Source organism: Streptacidiphilus sp. PAMC 29251 (assembly GCF_054208735.2).
On the sequence record NZ_CM135725.2, the window covers coordinates 3,072,209 to 3,095,674 of the forward strand.

The window sequence follows — 23,466 nt, forward strand, 5'->3', positions numbered from 1 at the left end:
TCAAGGGCGGGTCACGGACCCGCCGCCGGTCGGGGCGGTCCAGTCGGCAACGGGGTTGCCCAGCCAGCGGCTCCGGGCCGGGATCGTCTCCCCGCGCATCACCAGCGAGGAGGGCCCGACCACGGCGGCGTCCGCGACCGTCGCGCCCAGCAGCACGATCGAGTGCGGCCCGATGGTGGCCCCGGCGCCGACCCGGATGCCGTCCATCCGCATCAGCCGGTCCTGGAACAGGTGGGTCTGCACCACCACGCCCCGGTTCAGGGTGCAGCCGTCGCCCAGTTCCACCAGGTCGGTCTCCGGCAGCCAGTGCGTCTCGCACCAGACCCCGCGCCCGATCCGCGCTCCCAGGCTGCGCAGCCAGGTGTTGAGGAAGGGCGTGCCGATCAGCGTGCTGCCCAGCCAGGGCATGCCGAGTTCCTCCACAAAGCTGTCGTAGAGCTCGTTGCGCCAGACGAAGGAGCTCCACAGCGGTTGCACCCCGGCCCGGAACCTGCCCATCAGCAGCCGCTTGGCGGCGGTGGTGAGCGCGCAGGCGACGATCCCGCAGAGCACCAGCAGCACTCCGGCCGGCAGCAGCGAGCCGACCGCCCCCTGCCGGAGCAGCACGGCCTGCAGTCCGGCCGCGGCCAGGTCGGCGAGCAGCACCGCGAAGACCATCGGGGCCAGCCGGCACAGCTCCACCGCCGCCCTGGCCAGCACCAGCCGCCGGGGCGGGTCGTAGGTGCGGGCCGGGTCGCCGGTCTCGACCACCCGCTGCAGCGGGAAGCCGGGACGGCCGAGCCAGGAGCTCCCCGGTTCGGCCCGGTGCGGCGCGTCCGAGAGCACTCCGACCAGCGCGTCGTCCGGCAGGTCGCGGCCGGGGCCGACGATCGCGGAGTTGCCCACGAAGGAGCGCCGCCCGACCGACACCCGGCCCAGCCGGAGCCAGCCGCCGGAGACCTGGAACGGGGCCAGCAGGGTGTCGTCGGCGAGGAAGGCGAAGTCCTCGACCGTGGTCAGTCCGGGGAGCAGCAGCACGGTCGACGCCTCGACCCGGCGGCCGACCCGCGCCCCGAGCAGCCGCAGCCAGGACGGGGTGAGCAGCGAGGCGTAGAGCGGATAGAGCTGGGAGCGGGCCGCCCCGGTCAGCTGGTGCACCAGCCAGACCGACCAGCCGATCCGCCCGTGGGCCGGGTGCAGCCCCGGCCTGACGGCCCGTGAGAGCAGCCGGACCAGCCCGGCCAGCAGCAGGGCGTAGAGCACCCGGCTGACCAGCCCCAGCGGCAGCGAGCTGAGCAGCAGCCAGCCGAAGGCCTGCCCGGCGCCCGGGTGCTGGCCGAGCAGGACGTAGAGCACCAGCAGGGCCGGGGTCGCGGCGGCCAGCGGGAGCAGTTGCAGCCCCGGCAGCGAGAGCGCGTAGGCCGCGTCCCAGGCCCGGTCGCGGACCGGGGAGCGCGGCGGACGCTCGGCCGGCCAGGGCTCCGCCGCGGTGCACGGGTCGGGCCGGGTCGGCGAGCCGTGCACCCGGGTCCGCTGCCGGACCTGGCCGGTGACGCAGCTGCCGGGGGCGACCTCGGCCCCGGCGCCGACCTCGGCCCCTGGCATCAGCATCGCCCGGGTGCCGATCCTGGCCCCGGGGCCCACCGTGATCGGGCCCAGCCGCAGCAGCTTCCCGTCCAGCCACCAGCCGGCCGCGTCCACCTCGGGTTCCAGCGTGCAGCCCGCGCCGAAGGCGGCCAGGCCGGTGACCGGCGGCATGGTGTGCAGCTCGACGTCGGGACCGACCGTGCAGCCGAGGAGGCGCGCATAGCGCCGGGCCAGCGGGGTGCCGACCACCGCGGCGATGTTGAAGGCGGCGACCAGCCGCTCGGCGGTCCAGAGCCGCAGATGGACCCGGCCGCCCCTGGGGTACGCCCCCGGGCGCAGGCCCCGGGTCAGCAGCCTGGCCCCGGCCGCGCCGAGCAGGGTCCGGCCGAGGGCGCTGCTCAGCAGCAGCCAGCCGATGCCGATGAGCCACCAGGAGGTGGGCCTGGCCCAGGTCGGGGCGTGGGCCTGGCCGCCGCTGAGCAGCCCGTCGCAGAGCAGGTTGTTGAGGGCGGCCAGGGCGAGGACCCAGCGGGCCGCGCCGAGGGTGTGCAGCAGCAACAGGACGGTGGCTTGGTAGAGGCCGGTGCGGGCGGGGGTGGGGGGCGCGGGCGCGCGTTCGGGCCGGGGGCGGCCGGTCTGGGCCGGCAGGGCGGGCCCGGAGCCGCCGAGGCGAGTGTCGCCGACGCCGGCGGGCTGGGCAGCGGCGGCTTCGGGGGTGGCCGTGGCCTCGGCGGTGGCGGCGTGAGCGGCCTCGGCGGTGGCCGTGGCCCGGAGGTCGAGGTGGGCGGCGAGGTCGCCGAGCCGGGGTTGCCGGTAGAGGTCGGCGACGGACAGCCCGGGGTGCCGTTGGCGCAGCTGGGAGACCAGTTGGGCGGCGGCCAGACTGGTGCCGCCCAGCGCGAAGAAGTCCCCGTCGGCGTCGGTGCTCACCCCGAGCAGGTCGCGCCACTGCTCGGCCAACGTGGCAGCGGTCCCCCGCAGTTCGCCCCGATCAAGCCGCCCCTGCCCCTGCCCCTGCCCCGCGTCGCCTCCCGGCAGCGACGGCGACGGCAGCGGCCAGGGCAGCGCGCCCCGGTCGACCTTGCCCGAGGTCCGGGTCGGCAGCTCGGGCAGCACCGCGAGCACCGGCACCAGCGCGGCCGGGAGCTGCCGCAGCAGCCGCTGCCGCAGTTCGGCCGGTTCCAGCCCGGCCCCCGGCTCGGCCACCAGGTAGCCGACCAGCACCTGTCCGCCGAGCGGGGTCTCCTGGACCGCCGCTGCCGCTGCCCGCACCCCCGGCAGGGCGGCCAGCGCGGCGTCCACCTCGCCCAGTTCGATCCGCCGCCCGCCCAGCTTGACCTGCTCGTCGGCGCGGCCGACGAACACCAGTCCGGCCGGTTCGGCCCGGACCAGGTCCCCGCTGCGGTAGACCCGGTCGCCGGGCAGCGCCGGGTGCGGGCGGAAGCTTTCTGCGTCCTTGAGCGGATCCAGATAGCGGGCCGCGCCGACCCCGCCGATCAGCAGTTCGCCGGTCTCGCCCCAGCCGACCGGGGAGCCGTCCGGGTCGACCACCGCGAGCGCCCAGCCGTCCAGCGGGGTGCCGATCCGCACCGGCTGCCCGGCCCGCAGCAGCGAGGCGCAGGCGACCACGGTGGTCTCGGTGGGCCCGTAGGTGTTCCAGAACTCGCGTCCTGGACGGTCGAGCCGGGCGACCAGCTCGGCCGGGCAGGCCTCGCCGCCGACGATGACCAGCCGGACCGCGTCCAGCGCCTCGATCGGCCAGAGACCCGCCAGCGTCGGCACGGTGGAGACCGCGGTGATGCCGCGCTCCACCAGCCAGGGCGCCAGTTCGGCGCCGGCCCTGACCAGCGCCCGCGGCGCCGGGACCAGGCAGGCGCCGTGCCGCCAGGCCAGCCACATCTCCTCGCAGGAGGCGTCGAAGGCCACCGAGAGCCCGGCCAGCACCCGGTCGCCCCGGCCCAGCGGAGCCTGCCGCAGAAACAGCCCGGCCTCGGCGTCCACGAAGGCGGCGGCCGAACGGTGGCTCACCGCCACGCCCTTGGGACGGCCGGTGGTGCCGGAGGTGAAGATGACCCAGGCGTCGTCGGTCGGCTCCGGGCCCTTCTGGCCCTCCCTGCCCTGGCCCTCCCTGCCCTGGCCCTCTCGGCCCTGGCCCGGCGCGGTCGGCCCCGGCCGGAACTCGCCGTCCGGGCCCAGCACCGCGCAGACCCCGGCGTCCTGCCAGATCAGCTCGGCCCGCTCGTCCGGGTCGTCCACGTCGACCGGGACGTACGCGGCGCCGGCCAGCAGCACGCCGAGGATCGAAGTGTAGAGCGCGGCCGTCCCGGAGGGGATCCGGACGCCGACCCGGTCCCCCGGGCCCGTCCCGCCCGCGCTGAGCCGCGCCGCGACCGCGACCGCTGCCGCGCGCAGGCCCCGGTAGTCGAGGACGGCGCCGTCGGCGTCCAGGGCGGGCGCGTCGGGCGTGAGCCGGACCGTGGCGTCCAGGATGTCCACCAGGGTGCGGGCCGGCGCTGCGGGGGCCACGGGCCAGTCGGCCTGCGGGAGCGGCAGCGTCGCCGCGAGAAGGTTCTCAGATTCCACGTGCCGCGCTCTCGTCAGGTGCAAGGATCACCGTGATTGACGAGCGCGCGGCACTCCGGGTAACTGTGAAAAGCGCATAAAGTTGGTAAAACCTGACAAGACGTCATTTCATAGGCATCGCACAGCCGGCAGCGCTCAGCCGCTGACGCTGGCGGCCCCGGTCTCGATGTGCCCGGTGAAGCGCCGGCTCCAGGAGGCGTCGGTGCTGACGGTGACCGTGAAGTCGTACCAACCATTGGTGTAGGCGGCGGCGTTGAAGTAGTCGGAGACGCTGCCCCCGGCCGGGACCTGGTACGTCCACGGCCCGTCGCTGCGGTACTGGGTGGAGCTGATGGTGAAGGTCGCCGCCGCCGTCCCGGTGTTGGCCAGGGCGAACCAGATCGCCTGCTTGCCGGTGTCGGGGGCGGGCGCGTAGGAGGAGGTGACCTCGGCGGTGTGTCCTGCCCCCGTGGTGTCCCCGGCGAAGCGGCGCAGGAAGCGGTTGGGGCCGATCAGGGTGAGGTCGTATTTTCCGTTGCCGTAGCCGCTGCCGACGTTGAAGTAGTCGGCGGCGGTGCCGCCGGGGTCGACGGTGTACTGCCAGGGGCCGCCGGTGCGGTCGGCGTTGGCGTAGATGGAGAAGTGGGCGGCGGCGGTGGCCTGGGCGCCCTGGTTGGTCATCTTGATCCAGACCAGCGTTTTGCCGGCGCTGTCGAACTCCAGGTGGTCCACGAAACCGTTCGGCTGGTAGGGCAGGGCCCGGGCCGGACGGGTCCCGGTCTCCTGCGCGGGCAGGGAGTTGGTGCCGGGGGCCGGATTCACCAGCAGATTGCACTCCGCCTGGCCGATGACGGTGCTGGTGGTGGGCAGGGCGGGCAGCCCGTGCACCGGGTTGGCGAAGTCGAAGGCGCTGGTGAGGTCGCCGCAGACCTTGCGGCGCCAGGCGCTGATGGCCGAACAGGTGGCGGGGGTGCCCAGGGCGGTGGTCCAGGTCTCCAGGAAGCGGATCACCGAAGTGTGGTCGAAGACCTGGGAGTTGACCCAGCCGCCGCGGGTCCAGGGTGAGACCACGACCATCGGGACCCGGAGGCCCAGCCCGACCGACTGGCCGCTGTAGGACTCGTCCGTGGTGCCCGCGGGAGCCACGGGCGGCGGGACGTGGTCGAAGAAGCCGTCGTTCTCGTCGTAGTTGAGGAACAGCACGGTGGAGTCCAGGACGGTGCTGCTGGCGGCCAGGGCCTGGATGACCTGGTTGACGAAGTGCGCGCCGTCGTTGGGCGGGGCGTCGGGGTGTTCGGAGAAGGCCTGGTTGGCGACGATCCAGGAGACCTGGGGCAGGGTCCCGGCCAGGGCGTCGGCCTTGATCGCGGCGGCGATGTCGTCCGGGGTGGAGCCGGTCACGGCCGGGACCGAGGCCATGCCGCGCTGGTACAGCGGGCTGCTGGTGGCGGCGTTGGCGAACTGGGTGAAGTAGGCCAGGCCGTTGTCGCCGAAGTTGTCGCTCGCGTTCTGGTAGACCTTCCAGCTCACCCCGGCGTTCTGCAGGGATTCGGCGTAGGTCTGCCAGCTCAACCCGGACTCGTCGCCGCCGTCGTAGGCCGGACCGCCCGCCTTGCCGGCCGGGTCGATCGAACCACCCCACAGATAGGTGCGGTTGGGACCGGTGGCCGACAGGATCGAGCAGTGGTACGCGTCGCAGACGGTGTACGCGTCCGCCAGCGCGTAGTGGAACGGGATGTCCGAGCGGTTGAGGAAGCCCATGGTCCGGCTGGAGCCCTTGGCCGAGACCCAGTTGTTCATCGCGCCGCCGTTCCAGGCGCTGTGCTGGGTGGCCCAGCCGTGGTCCAGCGATCCGTCGCACTGCGCGAGGGTCTCGCCGCTGGTCCCGAAGTACCAGGTGCCGGTGGCGCTCAGCTGCCAGGGGTACTGCCGACCGCTGCCGCTGGGCTGGTCGAAGACCGAGTAGCCGCCGGGGAGGGTGATGCCGCTGCGGTCGGCGAAGCCGCGCACGCCCTTGAGCGCGCCGAAGTAGTGGTCGAAGCTGCGGTTCTCCTGCATCAGCACCACCACGTGCTTCACGTCCGTGATGGTCCCGGTCGCGGCGGCGGCCCTGGGAGTGGAGCCCGGCAGGGCCTCCAGCCCGAGGGCCGCGCCCAGGGCGGCGGCGGAACCGAGGAAAGTACGACGGGTGACAGGCGCCACGGAGTCCTCCGGATCGGTGGATTGCTGGATCTCGCTGGATCGAGCTCGATTCGGGGACTGACTCTTCAGTAACCAGATGTCGTCGACCCCCGCCAAAGGTGGCAGGGACATGAAGCCCTGCCCACCATTGGACTGGACTCGTTACCGCAAAGTAATAAAGCCTCAGGACTCCAGCAGGGCGATGAACTGACGGGCGAACAGATACGCGTCCCCCGGCCAGCGCGCGGACAGGTAGGAGCCGTCCAGCACGGTGAAGGCCGCGGTGTCGTCGGCCGCCGTGCCGCGCCGGGAGAGCGTGCGCGGACCCCGCTCGAAGTCCGTCGGGGCCGCGAGCGCCGCCCGTACCTCCTGCTCCACATAGGCGGAGTAGGTCCGGTAGTAGCGCCCCCGGCGCCAGGCCGTGGCGAGGTAGGCGGAGCGCTCCATGTACCCGGGCAGGCAGGTGGTCCGCCGCCCGTGCAGCACGCTGCGTCCGGTCGCCGGATCCTGGGTACGGGCCAGCACCAGCACGCCGTGGCAGATCGCCGCGACCGGGCGGCCGGTGGCCCAGAACGCGGCGACCTTCGCCCGGAGCACCGGCGAGCCCAGGTACTGCCGCATCGCCGGGGCATGGCCGCCGGGCAGCAGCAGCGCGTCGTAGTCCTCGGGAGCCAGCTCCTCCCAGCCGAGCGTCCGCCGAAAGGCCGACGACTCGACCAGCTCCGCGTAGAACCGCCGGGGCTCGGGCTCGGCCCCCAGCTTCCCGAAGACCACACCGGTCAGCAGCAGCGGATCCGCCGCGGGCACGGTGCCGGCCCGCTCGGTCGCGAAGACCACCTCGTGCCCGGCGTCGGTGAGCAGCCGCCAGGGCACCGCCACCTCGGTCACATCGAAATCCCGGTCCGGGACCGGGATCAGCACGCGTGCCACAGTTCGACTCCCTTCACTGCTGTCACTGGTGCGCTTCCGTCGGCGGGATGCCGACCAGTTTCGCCAGGAACCGGTCCGCCTGTTCCTCCAACGGGGTCCAGGACGCATCGGGTTGGCTGACGCGCAACGAGACGGCGCCGTGGACGGCCGTGGAGGTCGCATAGCCTACGGCGTCGCTGAGGGTTCGACGTCGAAAGTCCAGTCGAGCATCGACTGAAGGAACTCGACGACTCCCTGCTCCTCGCTGTACCAGGAGCCGTCCCGTCGTTGACGCGCTGCCACACGACCGGATCCGCGTCGGCGGCCCGCTGCAGCGGGATCGCCCAGCTGACGACGTTCTGCTCCTCCTCGGCGATGAACAGATAGCCGTCCGCTACCTCCAGCTGCTCCAGCGTGAAGATCGCGTTGTGGGCGTCGAGCAGTTCCGCGCAGGCTCCGAGCTGGTGGTGGAAGGCGGAGAGTTCGGGCGGCAGGCGCATGCCCAGCCGGCCCTCCGTCTCCGCGACCACGGCCGGCGGCCGGGCGTCAGCGGGTGTCCACGCCTATCGACCGCCTCGGGGGCGCCCAGGGCCCGGGTCGGCGTCGCGCGCAGCGGCCTGGCGCGGGATCTGGTCGGTGTCGAAGGTGCCGTCGGCGATCTGTCGGGCGAGGTTGGCGAGGTGGTGGTGGTTGGAACGGGCATAGGTGCGGAAGGCGGCGAACGCCTCGTCCACGGACACCTGCCAGCGTTCGGCCAGGATGCCCTTGACCTGTTCCAGGACGACACGGCTGGTCAGTGCGTACTGGAGCTGGCCGCGTTCCAGCTCGCTGTGGGCCAGGGTGCGCTGCTGGAGGATCGCGATGGTCGCCACGTCCGCCAGCGCCTGGGCCAGCGCGATGTCCGCGGCGCTGAGCGGTTCCGGGTCGGTCTGGAACAGGCCCAGCACGCCGATGATCCGCCCGCGCAACCGCAGCGGGATGGTGTTGGCCGAGCAGAAGCCCGTCGCCTGGGCGGCGGCGGCGAACTGGGGCCAGTCCTGGGTGTTGTCGGGGTCGTTGAGGTTGATGTCGGTACGGGCGGTGCCGCTGCGGTAGCAGTCCACACAGGGGCCCTGGTCGTGCTGCAGGGCCAGCAGTTCCAGCAGCCTGGTGTGCTCGTCGGAGGCCGCCAGGACCTGCAGATGGCCATGGGTGTCGGCCAGCAGGATGCCGACCGCGGCCACGTCCAGGAGCTCCATGCAGCGCACCGAGAGCTGCTGGAGGAAGTCGATGAGATCGAAGTCGTCGATGAGGGAGTCGGCGACTTCCACAAAGACCTCGGTGAGCTGCTGTTCGCGGGTCATGGCGATCAGTCCTTGTCTGCGACGGGCGTCGGGGCGCCGTCGCCGTTTCCGTTGTGGTTGTCGTTGTGGTTGCTGTTGTGGTTCAGGCGGAGTCGCCGGTCCACGATGTCCTGGGAGATGTCGGTGAGAGTCCGCCCGCTGCTGTACGCGTGGGCGCGAAGCCTCAGCAGGGCCTGCGGGAGGGGGAGCGAGAGTTGGACGCTGAGCATGCCGGTGGCCTGGTGCACCACCGCGTGCTGCAGGGTGCACAGCGGGTCCGTCAGGTCGACGGACCCCAGGTGCGGCTCGCCGCCGGCCAGACAGCGGGCGGTCAGCGCCGAGGCCAGGACCAGGGCGTCGTCGGCCTGGCCGGGCGTGAGCGGCCCCGGGGTGCGCCGTACCGCGGTCAGCACGCCGACCCGGATCGCGCCGATCCCCAGCGGAAAGCAGAACACCGCGCGGGACGCCAGATCGGGCGCTTCCATGGTCAGCAGCGGCCAGCGGTCGCCGCGGATCTCGGCCAGATCGGGCACCCACACCATCGCCCCGCTGCTCGCCGCGTCGATGCCGGGCCCCTGGCCGAGGGTGAGCTGCAGGTCCTCGAACCGGCGCGCGGAGGCGTCGGAGCACCACAGCAGCTCGATGCCGCCGCCCTGGGTGACCAAGGACACGGCCAGACCGTCCACGCCCAGGGCGTCCGCGGCGACTGCGCCGGGGCCGGTGGGGTGGTCCTGGCTCTGGCTCTGGCTCTGGCTCTGGCTCTGCAGCAGGGTCAGCACCTGGGCCATCCGGTCACTGATCACCGGGACGCCCCAGCCCCAGTCCTTGGAAACTGTCGTCGATGCCGATGGAGAGCAGCCGGTCGGTGCCGGTGAGGGCGACCAGCCGGGTGAGCATCGGGCACAGGTTCTCCAACCGCAGGCGACCCCCGGCGGCGATGGTGAGCCAGGTGGCGTCGAGAAAGGCGCCCAGACCGCTGACGTCGCAGAAGGTCAGGCGGGCCAGGTCGATGTCTATGGTGCGCAGGCCGGCCCGCAGGCACTCCTGCACCGCATGGTGCAGCTCCGGGGCGGAGTCGAGGTCGATCTCACCGACCAGCGTGAGCAGCGTCGCCCGCCTGCGGTCGCGCCGGTGAATACTGAACCTCTGCCGCGGGCCCGCTGTCGGCTCCGGTCCGGCTCCGGCTTCTGTTCCGATTCCGGGCGCCGCGGCAACAAATGCGGTGGTCTGCTCTCTGCTGGACATCCTGAACCCCCTGGCCGTCTCATGCGGGACGCGGCCAGGGTCAGGGGCAGCTGGAACAACACCGCCGAGGCGGCTTCTCGCCGGTTCGCCAGGCACAACCTTCGCCCGCTGCCGCCCCGACAGCTCCGGGGCGACGCTGGACGTGCCTGATCGCACCGGCAGTACGATCTCTTCCCTCCCTAGAATAGCCCCGTCGGGCAGCCGAGGTGACGACAGCCGAACACCAGTTGCAGAGCGCTGCCGCGCGGCTGCCGGGACCTGCCCTGTCCTACGGCGCCCACGCCCCGACAGTCTGGCGCCTCAGCCAGGCGGACAATCCGCTGGTTCCAGGCTCGCGGCCTTGGCAGGATGGGCGGCAATGACAATCGACCATCCCCCGACCAGCATTGAGCCCCGTCCCTTCGACCCCCGCACCGCGGCCCGCGATTCCTTGCGCGGCCTCGCTGTCGGTGACGCCTTCGGCGCCCAGTTCTTCGTCCCCGACAACCTCCCGGCCCTGCGCGAGCACCGCCTGCCGCCCGCACCCTGGCCGTGGACCGACGACACCGAGATGGCCTGCTCGGTCTTCGCCACCCTGCGCGACCACGGCCGCGTGCAGCAGGAGCAGCTGGTCCACTCGTTCGCCCAGCGCCACGACTTCGACCGCGGTTACGGCCCGGCGATGAATCGCCTGCTGCGGCTGGTACGCCAGGGCGGCTCATGGCGCGAACTCGCCGCCGGACTCTTCGAGGGCCAGGGCTCCTGGGGCAACGGAGCGGCCATGCGCGTCGCTCCACTGGGAGCCTGGTTCGCCATGGACCTGGAGGAGACAGCCTGGCAGGCCGCACGCACGGCCGAGGTCACGCACACCCACCCCGAGGCAACCGCAGGAGCCGTCGCAGTCGCCCTCGCCACCGCCTGCGCCGCCCGCACCCGGGGACAACTCCCGTCACCGCAGCAGCTGTTGGATCCGGTCCTCGCACTGACGCCGCCTGGCCGGGTCCGCGACGGGGTGGCCGAGGCCATGGACCTGCTCGACCAGCCGCACGTGGAACTGGCCGCCCATCGACTGGGCAACGGACGTCAGGTCAGCGCCGTGGACACGGTGCCGTTCACCCTGTGGTGCGCCGCACGCCATCTGTCCGACTACCAGGGCGCATTGTGGGCGACCTCCGCGGCCGGCGGCGACGTGGACACCACCTGTGCGATCGTCGGCGGCATCGTCGCCGCCCACGTCGGCGCCGAGGGCATCCCCGCCGCCTGGCGCGAAGCGGTCGAACCGCTGCCCCGGTGGCTGGATTCCTGACCCGAGGCGGGTCGCCGGCCAGAAGCAGGTAGCTGGTCAGAGGCAGGTCTGTGGTCAGAGGCTGCTCGCAGGCGTCAGCAACTCCTGCAGGCCGATGCGGTGGTAGAAGTCGGCCCTGATCCGGTCGGCGACCGCGGAGACGACCTCGCTGCCGTCCCGGCTGGGGTCGATGTGCACCCGGAAGGGGCGTTCCCCGGCCGGGAGGTCGACCACCTGCGCGATGGCCTTGGCGACGTCCTCCGCGTCGGAGTCCGGCGGGACCAGCGCCGCCAACCGGGCGTCGAGGCCGTCGATCAGGTCGCCGTAGCGGGCGTCGTAGGCAGCGGCGCGCGCGGTGTCACCAGGGCTGCCGGCATGCGCAAAGTGGTTGGTTCCGGAGGTGAAGGCGCCGGGGACGATGATCGAGGTCTCGATCCCGAAGCGGATCAGTTCCGCCGCGTAGCTGACCGCGATGGCGTCCATGGCCGCCTTGGCCCCGAAGTAGGGGGCCAGGAACGGCGGGCAGCCGCCACGGGTGCTGGAGGAGCCGACCCACACCACCAGCCCGCTGCCCTGGGCCCGCAGATAGGGAAGCGCGGCACGGTTGACACGCTGCGCGCCCAGCACATTGACGTCGTAGAGGCTCGCGTACTGCTCCGGGGTGAAGGCCTCGGCCGGTCCCATCACCATGTGTCCGGCGTTGTGGACGACGACGTCCACGTGGCCCTGCTCGTCGATGATCTGACCGACGGCGGCGTCGACGGAGGGCTGCGAGGTGACGTCCAGCTCCAACGGACGCAGGTCCACCCCGTGCAGCGGGGCCTTGTGCCGGATCTCGGCGGCGGCCGGGGCGTTGCGGCCCGCGGTGTCACGCATCCCGGCGTAGACGGTGTGCCCGGCGCGGGCCAGGGCCCGTACGGTCAGGGCGCCGAAGCCGCTGGAGGCGCCGGTGACCACGATGGTCCGACGGGCGGTCGAGGGGGTGGGGGCGGTGGTGTCGGGCATGAGTGTCCTGTTCCTGTTCTGTCCTGGGAGCTTGAAAGGCTGGGCATCGGGGCCGGTCTCAGACCAGGCCACCGTTGACGCGGATGTTCTGGCCGTTGACCCAGTGGCCGGCCGCGCTGGTGAGGAAGGCGACGAGTTCGGCGATGTCGTTCGGGGTGCCCAGCCGCTGCAACGGGACGGCGTCGGCCAGGCGGGCGATCTGCTGCTCGTCCTTGCCGTCGAGGAACAGGTCGGTGGCGGTCGGGCCGGGGGCCACCGCGTTGACGGTCACGTCCCGTCCCCGCAGTTCCCTGGCCAGGATCAGCGTCAGCGCCTCGACCGCGCCCTTGCTGGCGGCGTAGGCGGCGTAGCCGGGGAAGGAGGTGCCGACCACCGAGGTGGAGAAGTTGACGATGGAGCCGCCGGGACGCAGCCGCCGGGCGGCCTGCTGGTTGGTGACGAAGGTGCCGCGGATGTTGGTGCGGTGGACGGCGTCCAGGACGTCCAGGTCCAGGTCCACCAGCGGGGCCAGCGCCATCCGCCCGGCGGCGTGCACCAGGATGTCGACGCCGCCGAAGGCCTGCTCGGCCCGGTCGAAGACCTCGGCCATGGCGTTCTCGTCCGCCACGTCGCCGCGTACCGCGATCGCGCGACCGCCGGCGGCGGTCACCTCGGCGACCGTGGCGTCGGCCTCCGCGTCGTTGGAGGCGTAGCTGACCACGACGGCCACGCCCTGTCCGGCGAGGAGGAGGGCGGTCTGCCGTCCGATGCCGCGCGATCCCCCGGTGACGACGGCCACCCGGCCGGTGTTCTGCTGCTCTGCCATGGTTCGGCTCCTGTCGGTACGGCGCTCTCTGCGACCTGCATCCAGCGTCGACCCAGGAGCAGCTATACGTCCAATGAATCATTTCTATGTAGGCTATGCGTGTGACACATATTGACCGGGTGGACCTGAACCTGCTCCCGCCGCTCGCGGCCCTCCTGGAGGAGCGGCACGTCTCCCGCGCGGCTCAACGGGTCAACCTCTCCCAGCCCGCCATGAGCAGGGCGCTGCAACGCCTGCGCGAGGTGCTGGGGGACGAGCTGCTCGTCCGGGGCTCCGCGGGCTACGAACTCACGCCGCGGGCGGAACGCGTCCAACGCCAACTGGTGGCGATCCTGCCCCGGTTGGAGATCCTCTTCGCCGGCGAGGCGTTCGACCCCGCCGCCGCGGCCGAGTCCTTCCGCCTGGCCGGCACCGACTACCCGGCGATGGTGTTCGGGCCCGCCCTCTTCCAGCAGGTCTTCCGGCAGTCACCGCACTCCACGGTGACCTTCCGCGGCTGGCACGACGGCGTCTTCGACGACCTGGCCCGGGGCCTGACCGACATCGTCTTCTACGGAGTGTCGGCGCCCCCCGCGCTGCGCTCCGAGAAGCTGTTCGAGGAGACCTTCGTCTGCGTCATGTCCGCGGACCACCCCCTCAGCGGTCGCTCACGACTGGACCTCGACGACTATCTGCGCTGCTCACACGTGGTGGTCAACATCGTCGAAGGCGACCAGACCGTGATCGACCGGCATCTGCAGGCCCTCGGCACCCCGCGCCGCGCCAGCCTCAGCGTGCCGTACCACGCCGCCGCGCCCCTGGCCGTGCCCGGCACCCGGCTGGTCGCGACCCTCCCGCTGCGGCTGGTCGCCCAGCACGCGCAGGACCCCGCCCTGCGGCTGGTGCCCGCGCCGGAGGAGATCAAGGACATGAGCTACCACATGTCCTGGCACCCCCGGCTCGACGACGACCCGGCCCAGCGCTGGCTCCGCCACACCATCCGCACGGTCACCGCCGCGATCTGACTACGGGCGCCCGCCGCCCTCGGTCGGCACGCGGCGGGGCGCCGCCCTCAGTCGGCAGTCGGCTGGGCGCCGTCCCGGCCCTGCCAGGTCGTCACACAGGCCTCATTGCCCTCGATGTCGGCCAGCACCCAGAAGGCGGGAGCCCGCGCCGCGGACAGCAGCCGGCCGCCGGCGGCCAGTGCGGCCTCGATCCGCCCGGGCGCCTCGTCGTGCGGAACGGAGACATCGAAGTGGATCCGGTTGCGCTGCGGACGCGGCTGGTCCATCTGCTGGAACCAGACCGCAGGCCCCTGCCCGACCGGGTCGACGATCGGGTCCTCGGGACCGTCGGCGCCCGCCTCGTCGGCGTAACCCAGCACCGCCTTCCAGAACGGTCGGACCGCGGCGATGTCAAGCGCGTCGATCCCGATCTCCAGAATCTGCACCGACCGCGTCGACGCCGCCGACGCCCCTGCCGACCCCGCCGCCCCCGTGCCGATCTCCGGCTCGGTCCGCAGCCCCGCCTCGCGCACCGCGGCGGAGAGCCGCTGCGCGAGGTCGACATCACGGGCCGTCAGCGCCGCCTGCTCCAGCGACTGCAGGGTGAGCACCACCCGGTCCGCCCGCAGATCGACCCGTAGATGCCCGTCGGCGTCGTCCCCGCACACCTCGACCGCCCGCGCTGCCACCTCGACCGCCCGACCCAGCGACCCGACCAGCACCGACGTGCGCAGGGTGCCCAGCAGATACCGCCACCCCAGCCCCCCGACCGCGTCCGAGGCCCCTGCCGGCTCAGTGTCTGCGTCATGTCTCGCCACACTCCCCTACGGTCGGACAGAAGGCCCAGTTCCAGTCAGCGGCGACCCCGCCAAAGCCAGCCTAGGGGGTCGTCCGCCATGGCCGAGCTCACCACGACGACGCCGACTCCCGCACGAACCGCTGGTCGGACCGGGCCACCGCACCCCGCGGTCCGGTCGCCCGCAGCACGACGTCCAGGACCGCGTCCGGCAGCGGCGATGTGCTGCTCTGCTGCGGCGCAAGCAGCAGGGCCGGCACAGCGCGCACGGTCACGGCTGCGGCCGAAACTCGTGGACGACCTCGATCGGGCCCATGATGTGCCGATTGAACTCGTCCAGCTCCTCCGCCGGAACCCAGAGCTCCAGGATCGTCTCGCCACCGGCCTGGCGGACGGGGTAGCGGGCGAGGAAATCGGAGTCGACCTCAAAGCGGATCACAAAGCCGACACCCGAGGCGGGCACGTTCCAGTCCCGTGCGATACGGATCGCGTAGTCCTCGTTCAGCACCGGATAGAAGATCGGCTGCTCAGGCAACCGCGGCGGCCACGCCCGCCACCCCGCCGCCTCGACCAGCGCCAGCTCCTCCGGCCCGGTCGGACGCCACAGCGTCGTCGTTGCCACCGTCCCACTCATCGCACTCTCCACACTTTCCAGTTGCTTGGCCACCCACCGTATGCCGCCCGCCACACCCCCAGCCAGCGGATATCCCCGTGGCTCTCGTCCTCGGCAGATGACCGGTGCATCGACCGAATGGGTCACCCGGCCCCGGGACGAGTCGCCGGTCAGGACCGTCCGGGCGAGCCTGGTGCCAGTGAAGTCGACATTGGAGGGCGCATGGGCGAGGCCGATATCGGGGCAATGTGCGAGCTCGACCCAGTGACCTGGGACGCGATGATCGACGCTTTGAAAGCCCATGGTGTGGCGGACGCGACCCTCGGCAGCGTCTGCGCACAAGCCCTGTCAGCGATCAACGCCACGCCCGTCGCGGTGCGCGACGAGTGGCTGGCCACCGGCGCCAAGCCCGCCGGCTGAAGCCGAATCAGGCGGCAACCGGCACGGAGCCCGGCTTCGAACCGACCGGTCTTAGGCCGGTAGTTGGCGCTGCCAGCCGGTGCTGCCCGGCGGGTTGACATAGCGGGGGTTCGCGCGGGCGCTGCTGGTGCGGAAGGGCTTGCCGCCGTCGTCGATGCGCAGGATCCCGCTTCGGGCGCCGCTGCTCCAGTGGAGTTCCAGGTACCAGCTGACGTCGTGTCCCGTGGCGCCGGCGGTGATGTCGAAGACCTGGGGGTCGCTCGCGGAGACCTTGTAGGGGAAGGCGGGGGCCGGAATCGGCACGTCGCCCTGGGATCCGGCCGCGGCCACCGCCCGGGGGTGCACGGCGTCGAGGTCGATATGGAAGCCAGCAGGGGCCAGGCCGCCGCCGCAACCGTCGGCCATGGCGAAGACCGGCCAGGTCAGCGGCTTGCTGCGGCTGACGATGTGCACCTGCAGGTCGTAGAGCACGACCGCCTCGGCACCCGTGCCCTGCACCGCGGCCTCGATGCTGGTGGAGTCGGCGGAGACCGCGCCGTGGGTCCGCAGCCAGGCCCGGTCGTCCTGGGTCGGCGACGGGGCCGGCGGGGCCCGGTCGGGAGTCTGGTTCAGCAGCTCCCACTGATCGCACATGTCGTCGATCGTGTAGGGACGCAGACTCACGGTCAGCGGAGCGGGGCGCGCGGGCGCGGAGGCGGTCGGGGCCGGGCCGGACGTACGCTGCGCGGGCCGGTGGGCCAGCGCGAGGGCGAGGCTGCCGGGGATCACCAGAGCGGCGATGCCCAGCCCGACCAGCACGAACCGAAAGCCCCTCCTGCCTGGGCCTGGGCCTGGGCCTTCGCCTGCACCTTCGCCCGCGCCTTCGCCCTCGCCGCGCAGCCCCGGCGCATCGCCCTGTCCTGACCGTCCATCATCGGGCAGCAGATCCGCCACCAGGTCGAGATCCGATGCCGACCCGGACGGCGGAGCGGATCGCGGCAGGGCGGTCGGCCGGGCGGCCGGCATTCCGGACGGTGCCGCCGCCGGCGCCGCGCGGTGCCGCCGGGCGTCCTCGGCGACGATCCAGCGCCGGTGCAGCTCGACCATCTCCCCCGACGTCGCTCCGCAGGCCCGGCCCAGCCGCTCCACCGGTGCGAACTCCACCGGCACGGCGTCACCGTTGCAGTACCGGTGCAGGGTGGAGGTGCTGACGTGCAGTCGCCGTGCGAGCACCCCGTAACTGAGCCCCGAACGGTCCTTCAGCTCGCGCAGCAGGGCCGCGAGATCGGTGCCGTCTCGGTGCTGCATCGGGGGCTCCTCACGTTCCAGGCCGGCATTCCAGGTGCATGCCGTTCCCGCAGCTCAGACTGCATGGGAACGTTCCATGGTTCCGTCCCTCCCGGAGATCATTGCCCCGGTTCCGGTCCGGCCCGCAAGCTGTGGTCATCGACGACGGCCCGGCCCGAGCAGGCCGCACTACGTGGACGCCCTGCGGAACGCACCGTCGAAGCCGTCACCGCCGCAACAGGAACCGAGGCACCACCATGTCCAGCCGCCGCATCAGCTCCGTCCGGGCCGCCGTCATGAGCGCACTGACCCTCGGGGCGCTGGCCCTGACCACCTCGCAGATGCCGCAGGCCTCGGCCACCACCGTCCGGGCGGCCACCACCGTCCGGACAGCCACCAGCACCGCCTCGTGCACGGGGAGCAACACCAAACTGACGGTCACCCGCGTCGCCAGCCCCAGGAACCACCTGCTGATCAAGGTCACCAACACCGGCCGCACCACCTGCGACGCCTACTACTACCCGTACATCGGTTTCACCGGGGACCAGGCGACCACCCAGTCCGTCGAGGCGAGCATCCCGCAGGCCGTGGTCGTCCTCGCCCCGGGCCGGTCCGCCTATGCCGGCGTGCGGACCCTGGCCGCCAACGGCAAGGGCGCCCACAGGCGCACCGTCCGTGGCATGAGCCTGTACTTCGCCTCCCGCAACCAGAGCGGCTCGGTCGGCAAGCCGCTGACGGCCGTCCTGGCCAAGGGCACCCAGATCGACGACTCGGCCGCCGTCACCTACTGGCAGACCACCGCGAAGGCCGCCCTGGCCTGGTGACAGCACCGGCACGCAAGCCGCAGCACGCACGCTCCCCCGGAGCCTTCAGCCAGAGGGCCCGTGCCTCCCGGCAGTAGCCTAGGAGCACGGACAAGCGAGCACGGGTTCGGGAAACCGGGGGCTGGACAGAACATGCGCGTTGGATTCTTCCGCGAGATGCCGCACGGCGATGCGGCCGGTCCGAGCCTGGCCGAGGCGTGCGGCGGGATTCCGCAATCCAACGAGGACGAGATAGCGGCTTACCTCGACCATGGGCACATCCGTGTCCCTGCCTCCAGCCTCGCCCATGATGTCTTTGATCCGGACGAACTCATCCATGCACCGCACCATTTGACCGACGGTCGGTTCGAATGGCCCGGTGACCTCGCCCACTACGTGCGGAACTACCACCTCCGCCTGCCGGAACCGTTCGTCGAACATATGCGGGCCAACGCGTGGCGAGTTCCGTCCGACGTCGATGTGGCAGCACCTCTGCCGTTGGCGCGAACGCGGTGGGCGGATGTCAGGTGGATGACCAGCGAACGCGAGGTCGCCGAGCGCCTGTCCCGGCTGGTCCCGCACGATGCCGAGTGCCACGTGTACGAGATCGCTCACGCCGGGCTCGCCCGGTCCGTCCTGCCGCAACTGCCGGCGGATCAATACCTGATAGCGGCCGCGGCGGCCGGCCCCGTGCTGTGGGATCAGATCCAAGCATCCTTCGGCTACTCCTCGCTGTTGGAGACCATGGAGCACTTCCGCGACCAGTTCCCGCCCAAGGAGCCCATCCCCGCGACCGTTCCCTCCTTCCCGCCGGAATTCGGCACGGCGATCGAGCAGCTCGCGGAGGGAGAGCCGGGCGACCCCGTAGCCCAGGGGCTGTTTCCGAGCCGGGTGACCGTACTCGCCCGGCTCCTGCTGAGCCGTGCGGACATCTACCCCGCCGACGCGGTCCTGCGGGCGGCCGAGCAGTCCTTCGGCCGGGACCACGGCAGCCGGCCCACCCACGACGCGTTCGCGTGCGCACTCGTCCATCCCCGCATCGACGCGGTCGGCCTGGCGGAGTGGCACCAGCGTCAACCCCGGGACCACCTGGATCATCACGCCCGGCGCCGGACGGACCAGTTGCTCGCCTGGGCTCGATTCCATGGCTACCTGCCCGATCCGTCCGGCTGCCCCTGCGGGCACCACAGGTTCACCGTGCCGCGAACCAGGCGGGACACGACGGCTCTGTACAAACACAGGCAAAAGATCGACCACCTTCTGGCGCCCATCGAACTCGACCCCTCCCGGTGGCTTGGGGTGTACGCGTGCACGCTCTGCGGCAAGATCTGGGCGGAGGACGACATCACCTCCGGCCATGCCGAGCTGTTCTTCTACTATCCGATCACCACCACTGATCCGAAGGCCTGGCTTTCCCGGGCCGAGCCCCTTCAACCCAGGATCAGGTCCTGGTAGAACGCTCTCGCCGCGGCACAGTTGCCTGCGGTCAGCGGGGGCACTCCATCACTGCCGTCCACGCCGAATGCCCCATGGCCGGTGCCCGGGAACTCGGCGCCGGAGGGTCGATGGAACGCGGTGGAACGCCCCTGTGGATGACGGACTGCTCGCCCACGGGCGGGGTCAGTAGTGATGCACAAGGAGAGTCAATGACGGCGAACAAGATGTCATCCAGGGTGAGGACGACGGTCGGGCACCGGCCTCGCCACCGGCACCAGCCCGGGCATGTCCCACCGACCTGTACCACCACCACGCTGCCGGCCGTTGCCGCCCTGCACATCGCCGCCCCGGTACGGGAGGCATGAACCGAACAGGAACACGACGTGCGAGACGGCGAGGTGAACAGCAGCGCCGAGGGCGAATTCGAAGCCTTCGTCGCCACCCGCGGACCGCGGCTACTGCGCCTCGCCAGGTCGCTCACCGGCGACGTGCACCATGCCGAGGACCTGCTGCAGACCGTGCTCACCAAGGTCTGGCCGCATTGGCGGCGGATCGCTCCCGACAGCCCTGAGGCCTATGTGCGGGCGGCTCTGGTCAACACCCACGTGTCCTGGTTGCGACGGCGCTGGCGCAGTGAACTGCCCGTCGAGACACTGCCCGAACGGGCCGTCACAGCTGACCCCTTCGCGGGCGTCGATCTGCGGCAGGCGCTCGCCGAAGAGATGCGGCGACTGTCGCCGCGCCAGCGCGAGGTCGTTGCCCTGCGTTATTTCGAGGACCTGAGCGTTGAGGAGACCGCCGAGGCCTTGGGCTGGAAGAAAGGCACCGTCAAGAGCCAGGCCCACCGGGCCCGGAACTCACTGCGGGCCCAACTCTCCGCCGCCGAGCAGATGACGGGCGATGAGCCCCGTGACAACTGACCGCGCAGCCGTGGACGAGGCGTCGCCGGGGCCCTGGCGGCTGGAGCCGTTCACGCCGGACGGGCCTGCTCGCGGTTCGGTGTCATCGAAGCGTTGGCCTGGGCACGGAGACGACCGGACGAGTCCGAGACGGTGGCCCGGACAAGAGTGCGTTGCCTACCGCTCTGGAGGATGCTGCCGATGAGTGTGTAGGGCTGATCGGCGAGCATCGGTCGGGCATAGTCGATGTTCAGGCTATGGACGCCAGCCTGTCAGCATCGTCGCCGGGGATTCATGAGTAGCGGATGCTCAGGCAACCCGGAAGTCATTACGTTTGACTGGGATTCGGACAGGACGCCTCGGTTCGCGGGATGAGATCGACGACCGGAAGGACTCGAGATGGATTACCGTCGGGCCGTGGAGCACATAAGGGACATCCAGCACTTCGACGAAAGAGCGCGTTCTCTGCCGGGCCCGGATCACCGCGCGTTCCATCAATCCCTGGTCAGGGAACGGCATGCCATTCTCATGGGCATCCGCGAGGGCCTGGCGATACGATTGTTCGAGAACGGCCTCTCCGATGAATGCACGCTGCGAGAAATCGGCGACCTGATCGGCCGACCCGGCCTGTGGTACGAATGGGCATTTGGCGAGCAGGTCTCGTGAACGGTCAAAGAGATTCCGGCGGCAGCGACAGCGCTGCTGCGAGATCTCTACGGGTCCTCACACCCAGCTTGTTGTAGATGTGCTGAAGATGGTTGTTGACCGTCCTCACGGACATGCTCAAGGCAGCGGCGATGTCCTTGCTCGGGTTGCCCGCGCCTGCCAGGAGCGCGACTTCCTGCTCCCGAGCCGTGAGCGGCGTCGCCACGTCGCCGAAGGCCAGCGCAGGCGTCTCAGCCCCCTGGCAGCGGGCCGCGCGAGCCTTCGCCCGTCTCGTTGAGGCCTCAGCACGGCGATGGTGTCCCGCCCGGTTCCATGCCGCCGCGGCAGCCAGGGCGGCTTCGGCCGCCATCAGATCAGCACCGAGAAGATCCAAATCGTCGGCGACAGCAGTGAGATCCTCCGGATCGTCGTTGGACAGGGCAGTGGCAAGCCGGGCCCGACACTGTGCCAAGGCCCATCACAGGTGGCCGCCAGGGCCACCATCCGCTGCACCACGTCCTTGGCGCCGCCGAGTCGGGCCACATCGGTCAGCAGCAACATCTCGGAGGTCGTATGGCCGACAGCCTTGGCTGAGGCAGCAGCCTCGATGAGGATCGCCCGGGCCTCCGCCACCTTTCCCTGTGCCGCGCACAGCCAAGCCTGGCCCAGCCGCTCCTCCCCGGTCGAGAGCCCGACGGTGGTGTGGCCCACCAGTTTGGCCAGAGCAGAGCCGGCTGCCGCTTCGTCGCCCAGCACCGCGGCCGAGGCTGCCAATCCCGCCAACGCAGGAATCAGAGGTCGGATTCGGTCGTCGGCCTCCGCATGGGCCACGGCTTCCGCGTACCAGTGGCGAGCCGATCGGATATGTCCCGCGAGCCATTCTGTCCGGCCGCGGTAGCAGGCAGCCCACATCCACGTCAGGGAGTTCTGGGAAGTCGCCGTCTCGGCCAGCACCTCCTCGGCGATGTCGCGGGCCTCGTCCAGGCGGCCCTGGTCGGACAGAGCGAAGATCATCGGGATCAACTGGCTTGCCAACGGCGGCCCCAGTTCCTCACGGTCCTTCTCCGACTGGACGTTGTAGGCGTGTTCAGCCCAGGAGATGGCCTCGTCCCCACGACCCACGAGCGCCAATCCCATCGACTTGGACATCGCGACAACCGACGCCTCATTGAATCCGGGGGTCCATTGCGGATCCAGCTCCAGCGCGCTGAGCACCTCCAGGCCGTACTGGGGTTGCCCCAGAAGTGTGCGCATGGATGCCTCGTTGACCCTGAGGGTGATCAGAGCCTGCGGGTCCACCACGCTGCTGAGACTGACTGCGTTGACCTCCATCGCCTCCTGCTCCTCGGCGGCCATCCAGAAGAGGTTCCAGGTGCGGGCGAGTGTCGCTGTCACCCGCTCCTTCTCGCTGGTGCTGTGATTCTCAGCCAGGGTGAGGACGGTGTCTGCCTGTCGCCATTGACCCGTTTGCAGCAGAGCCTCACCGAGGAGCAGGTAGCTGCTGTGGGTTCGGTGCTCTTCCGGCAGTGCCCGGAGCAGGTCCACGACCCTTTGGTAGTCATTGACATATCTGGCCAGAGTCGCGGCCTGCAGCAGGAGGGCGGGATCAGCGGTGCTGCCGGCGAGCAGCTGCCAGGTGGCGATCTGCAAGGGGTCGTCGCTTCTTCGCGCTCCCGTCGCCTGGATGCGCTTGAGGTGTTCGGTCAGGATCCGCCGCCGCCGCAGCACGGAGACGCCCGCGCGCAGTTGCTCCGCGTACAGCGGGTGGGCAAGTGTGACAAGAGTTCGGCGCCCGTCTTCCGCAGTTCGAACCAGGCCGGCTTCGGCAAGGCTGTCCACCAGCTTCGGGCTCGCCATACCGGACACGATCGCCTCGGACACGGGCTCGCAGTAGGCGAGCAGTTCCAGTACTTCGCGCGCCTCGGACGGCACCCTGGAGAGGCGTGCCTCGATGAGCTCACGCAGCTGGGGTGTCGTCGGCGTGGCGGCTTCAGCCAGTCGCCAGATCTCTCCGTCGTTCGTCAGGGACTTGTCGCCGAGCGCCGCATGGACCAGTTCTCGTAGATACAGGGCGTTGCCGCCCGAGGCCCTGAAGAGCCTGCTGACCGTCGGGCGGGCCACAGCACCGCCGAGGACGGCCCGCAGCAGGTCGTCCACCACGGGCTCCCGGAGCGGGGCCAATTCGATGGTGCACATTCCGTCTTCGCTGGTCAGTGCTTGCCCGACGGTGAGATCGTCATCTCCGCTCCGGCGGGTGGCGATCACTCGGATCACCCCGCCGTCGAGGAGCGCTCTCAGCAGCGACAGCGAGACCGAGTCCAGGTACTGCAGGTCGTCGACGAACACCACGTACTGATGGCCCAGGGCCTCACGTCGCATGGCCCGGCCGACTGCTTCGAAACCGGTGACCGGTTCGGAGAGGTCCACCCCGGAGGGGATCAGGTGCGCGATCGACCCGAGCGGGACCGACACCGCGGGGGTACCGGTGACCCGGACCACCTTGTCCTCAGCGCTGGTGGCTCGGAGCAGGCATTCCTCGGCGAGTCGCGACTTCCCCACACCGCCCGCACCGGAGAGGACCGCAGCGCTGCAGCCGGCGTCCCACGCGGCCTGAAAGGCCTGCAGCTCCTGCTCACGCCCGGTCAAGGGCCACCGAGAATGCCGCCCTTGTGTCAGCACGCCAGCCTCCTGGAAGCCGACCGATATCGCCGGGGTTCATCAGTCCACAAGTCCACCATAGCGAAG

At 71.2% G+C, this 23,466-nt stretch carries 22 protein-coding genes; 7 read left to right on the top strand and 15 right to left on the bottom strand.

Annotated elements, in window-relative coordinates; genetic code table 11:
- The 6 genes from ACXKR8_RS14365 to ACXKR8_RS14390 form a co-directional block, all read right to left on the bottom strand.
- A complete protein-coding gene (locus ACXKR8_RS14365; RefSeq protein ID WP_458273305.1) occupies positions 1-4,149 on the bottom strand; it encodes a Pls/PosA family non-ribosomal peptide synthetase in 4,149 nt (1,382 codons plus the stop codon).
- 135 nt (positions 4,150-4,284) lie between these two features.
- Positions 4,285-6,330: a phosphocholine-specific phospholipase C gene (locus ACXKR8_RS14370; protein ID WP_458273306.1), complete on the bottom strand. Its 2,046-nt coding sequence runs from the start codon at positions 6,328-6,330 to the stop codon at positions 4,285-4,287.
- Between the two features lie 162 nt (positions 6,331-6,492).
- Complete coding sequence (locus ACXKR8_RS14375) at positions 6,493-7,239, bottom strand: type 1 glutamine amidotransferase domain-containing protein (RefSeq protein WP_458273307.1); 747 nt, start codon at positions 7,237-7,239, stop codon at positions 6,493-6,495.
- Between the two features lie 542 nt (positions 7,240-7,781).
- Positions 7,782-8,561: a GAF and ANTAR domain-containing protein gene (locus ACXKR8_RS14380; RefSeq protein WP_458273308.1), complete on the bottom strand. Its 780-nt coding sequence runs from the start codon at positions 8,559-8,561 to the stop codon at positions 7,782-7,784.
- Positions 8,562-8,566: 5 nt separating this feature from the next.
- Positions 8,567-9,343 (bottom strand): ANTAR domain-containing protein, encoded by a 777-nt coding sequence (locus ACXKR8_RS14385; RefSeq protein ID WP_458273309.1) that lies wholly within the window; start codon positions 9,341-9,343, stop codon positions 8,567-8,569.
- Positions 9,333-9,785, bottom strand: coding sequence for an STAS domain-containing protein (locus ACXKR8_RS14390; RefSeq protein ID WP_458273310.1), 453 nt, complete (start codon positions 9,783-9,785; stop codon positions 9,333-9,335). The genes ACXKR8_RS14385 and ACXKR8_RS14390 overlap by 11 nt, the downstream gene beginning before the upstream one ends.
- A gap of 358 nt (positions 9,786-10,143) precedes the next feature.
- Here ACXKR8_RS14390 and ACXKR8_RS14395 point away from each other — a divergent pair, with 358 nt between their 5' ends.
- On the top strand, positions 10,144-11,070 hold the full coding sequence (locus ACXKR8_RS14395) for an ADP-ribosylglycohydrolase family protein (protein ID WP_458273311.1): 927 nt from the start codon (positions 10,144-10,146) through the stop codon (positions 11,068-11,070).
- A 54-nt stretch (positions 11,071-11,124) separates the two neighbouring features.
- Here ACXKR8_RS14395 and ACXKR8_RS14400 read toward each other — a convergent pair whose 3' ends face one another.
- Entirely contained in the window at positions 11,125-12,054 is a 930-nt protein-coding gene (locus ACXKR8_RS14400; protein ID WP_458273312.1) for an SDR family oxidoreductase, read from the bottom strand.
- A 58-nt stretch (positions 12,055-12,112) separates the two neighbouring features.
- On the bottom strand, positions 12,113-12,859 hold the full coding sequence (locus ACXKR8_RS14405) for an SDR family oxidoreductase (protein WP_458273313.1): 747 nt from the start codon (positions 12,857-12,859) through the stop codon (positions 12,113-12,115).
- A 101-nt stretch (positions 12,860-12,960) separates the two neighbouring features.
- Between ACXKR8_RS14405 and ACXKR8_RS14410 the strand changes: the two genes are divergently transcribed.
- Positions 12,961-13,863: a LysR family transcriptional regulator gene (locus ACXKR8_RS14410; protein ID WP_458273314.1), complete on the top strand. Its 903-nt coding sequence runs from the start codon at positions 12,961-12,963 to the stop codon at positions 13,861-13,863.
- A 47-nt stretch (positions 13,864-13,910) separates the two neighbouring features.
- Here the strand turns inward: ACXKR8_RS14410 and ACXKR8_RS14415 are convergent, their stop codons facing one another.
- The 3 genes from ACXKR8_RS14415 to ACXKR8_RS14425 form a co-directional block, all read right to left on the bottom strand.
- On the bottom strand, positions 13,911-14,660 hold the full coding sequence (locus tag ACXKR8_RS14415) for a VOC family protein (protein ID WP_462100498.1): 750 nt from the start codon (positions 14,658-14,660) through the stop codon (positions 13,911-13,913).
- Between the two features lie 88 nt (positions 14,661-14,748).
- Positions 14,749-14,898 (bottom strand): hypothetical protein, encoded by a 150-nt coding sequence (locus ACXKR8_RS14420; RefSeq protein WP_458273316.1) that lies wholly within the window; start codon positions 14,896-14,898, stop codon positions 14,749-14,751.
- A gap of 11 nt (positions 14,899-14,909) precedes the next feature.
- Positions 14,910-15,272 carry a hypothetical protein gene (locus ACXKR8_RS14425; protein ID WP_458274982.1) on the bottom strand — a complete coding sequence of 121 codons (363 nt, stop codon included), beginning with the start codon at positions 15,270-15,272 and terminating at the stop codon, positions 14,910-14,912.
- A 201-nt stretch (positions 15,273-15,473) separates the two neighbouring features.
- Between ACXKR8_RS14425 and ACXKR8_RS14430 the strand changes: the two genes are divergently transcribed.
- Positions 15,474-15,671 (top strand): hypothetical protein, encoded by a 198-nt coding sequence (locus ACXKR8_RS14430; RefSeq protein ID WP_458273317.1) that lies wholly within the window; start codon positions 15,474-15,476, stop codon positions 15,669-15,671.
- A 51-nt stretch (positions 15,672-15,722) separates the two neighbouring features.
- Here ACXKR8_RS14430 and ACXKR8_RS14435 read toward each other — a convergent pair whose 3' ends face one another.
- Positions 15,723-16,958 (bottom strand): helix-turn-helix domain-containing protein, encoded by a 1,236-nt coding sequence (locus ACXKR8_RS14435; protein WP_458273318.1) that lies wholly within the window; start codon positions 16,956-16,958, stop codon positions 15,723-15,725.
- Between the two features lie 236 nt (positions 16,959-17,194).
- On the opposite strand from ACXKR8_RS14435, the gene ACXKR8_RS14440 reads away from it, so the two are divergent.
- From ACXKR8_RS14440 to ACXKR8_RS14450, 3 genes are all read left to right on the top strand, one after another.
- Complete coding sequence (locus ACXKR8_RS14440; RefSeq protein WP_458273319.1) at positions 17,195-17,761, top strand: DUF4232 domain-containing protein; 567 nt, start codon at positions 17,195-17,197, stop codon at positions 17,759-17,761.
- 132 nt (positions 17,762-17,893) lie between these two features.
- On the top strand, positions 17,894-19,195 hold the full coding sequence (locus tag ACXKR8_RS14445; RefSeq protein WP_458273320.1) for a hypothetical protein: 1,302 nt from the start codon (positions 17,894-17,896) through the stop codon (positions 19,193-19,195).
- 380 nt (positions 19,196-19,575) lie between these two features.
- Complete coding sequence (locus tag ACXKR8_RS14450; RefSeq protein WP_462100499.1) at positions 19,576-20,097, top strand: SigE family RNA polymerase sigma factor; 522 nt, start codon at positions 19,576-19,578, stop codon at positions 20,095-20,097.
- 50 nt (positions 20,098-20,147) lie between these two features.
- Here the strand turns inward: ACXKR8_RS14450 and ACXKR8_RS14455 are convergent, their stop codons facing one another.
- Positions 20,148-20,330 (bottom strand): hypothetical protein, encoded by a 183-nt coding sequence (locus ACXKR8_RS14455; RefSeq protein WP_458274983.1) that lies wholly within the window; start codon positions 20,328-20,330, stop codon positions 20,148-20,150.
- A 145-nt stretch (positions 20,331-20,475) separates the two neighbouring features.
- Here ACXKR8_RS14455 and ACXKR8_RS14460 point away from each other — a divergent pair, with 145 nt between their 5' ends.
- On the top strand, positions 20,476-20,742 hold the full coding sequence (locus ACXKR8_RS14460) for a hypothetical protein (RefSeq protein WP_458273322.1): 267 nt from the start codon (positions 20,476-20,478) through the stop codon (positions 20,740-20,742).
- A 4-nt stretch (positions 20,743-20,746) separates the two neighbouring features.
- Here the strand turns inward: ACXKR8_RS14460 and ACXKR8_RS14465 are convergent, their stop codons facing one another.
- Both ACXKR8_RS14465 and ACXKR8_RS14470 read right to left on the bottom strand, forming a co-directional pair.
- Positions 20,747-21,091, bottom strand: a complete 345-nt coding sequence (locus ACXKR8_RS14465; RefSeq protein WP_462100500.1) for a response regulator transcription factor — start codon at positions 21,089-21,091, stop codon at positions 20,747-20,749.
- Positions 21,091-23,400 carry an AAA family ATPase gene (locus ACXKR8_RS14470; protein ID WP_462100501.1) on the bottom strand — a complete coding sequence of 770 codons (2,310 nt, stop codon included), beginning with the start codon at positions 23,398-23,400 and terminating at the stop codon, positions 21,091-21,093. The genes ACXKR8_RS14465 and ACXKR8_RS14470 overlap by 1 nt, the downstream gene beginning before the upstream one ends.
- Positions 23,401-23,466 lie beyond the last annotated feature (66 nt).

What these genes read in the sequence shown, in the direction of transcription:
- ACXKR8_RS14380 (WP_458273308.1), bottom strand. Translation starts at nt 8,561, where the DNA reads ATGACCCGCGAACAGCAGCTCACCGAGGTCTTTGTGGAAGTCGCCGAC.
- ACXKR8_RS14390 (WP_458273310.1), bottom strand. Translation starts at nt 9,785, where the DNA reads ATGTCCAGCAGAGAGCAGACCACCGCATTTGTTGCCGCGGCGCCCGGA.
- ACXKR8_RS14395 (WP_458273311.1), top strand. Translation starts at nt 10,144, where the DNA reads ATGACAATCGACCATCCCCCGACCAGCATTGAGCCCCGTCCCTTCGAC.
- ACXKR8_RS14400 (WP_458273312.1), bottom strand. Translation starts at nt 12,054, where the DNA reads ATGCCCGACACCACCGCCCCCACCCCCTCGACCGCCCGTCGGACCATC.
- ACXKR8_RS14405 (WP_458273313.1), bottom strand. Translation starts at nt 12,859, where the DNA reads ATGGCAGAGCAGCAGAACACCGGCCGGGTGGCCGTCGTCACCGGGGGA.
- ACXKR8_RS14425 (WP_458274982.1), bottom strand. Translation starts at nt 15,272, where the DNA reads ATGAGTGGGACGGTGGCAACGACGACGCTGTGGCGTCCGACCGGGCCG.
- ACXKR8_RS14430 (WP_458273317.1), top strand. Translation starts at nt 15,474, where the DNA reads ATGGGCGAGGCCGATATCGGGGCAATGTGCGAGCTCGACCCAGTGACC.
- ACXKR8_RS14435 (WP_458273318.1), bottom strand. Translation starts at nt 16,958, where the DNA reads ATGCAGCACCGAGACGGCACCGATCTCGCGGCCCTGCTGCGCGAGCTG.
- ACXKR8_RS14440 (WP_458273319.1), top strand. Translation starts at nt 17,195, where the DNA reads ATGTCCAGCCGCCGCATCAGCTCCGTCCGGGCCGCCGTCATGAGCGCA.
- ACXKR8_RS14445 (WP_458273320.1), top strand. Translation starts at nt 17,894, where the DNA reads ATGCGCGTTGGATTCTTCCGCGAGATGCCGCACGGCGATGCGGCCGGT.
- ACXKR8_RS14460 (WP_458273322.1), top strand. Translation starts at nt 20,476, where the DNA reads ATGGATTACCGTCGGGCCGTGGAGCACATAAGGGACATCCAGCACTTC.
- ACXKR8_RS14465 (WP_462100500.1), bottom strand. Translation starts at nt 21,091, where the DNA reads ATGGCGGCCGAAGCCGCCCTGGCTGCCGCGGCGGCATGGAACCGGGCG.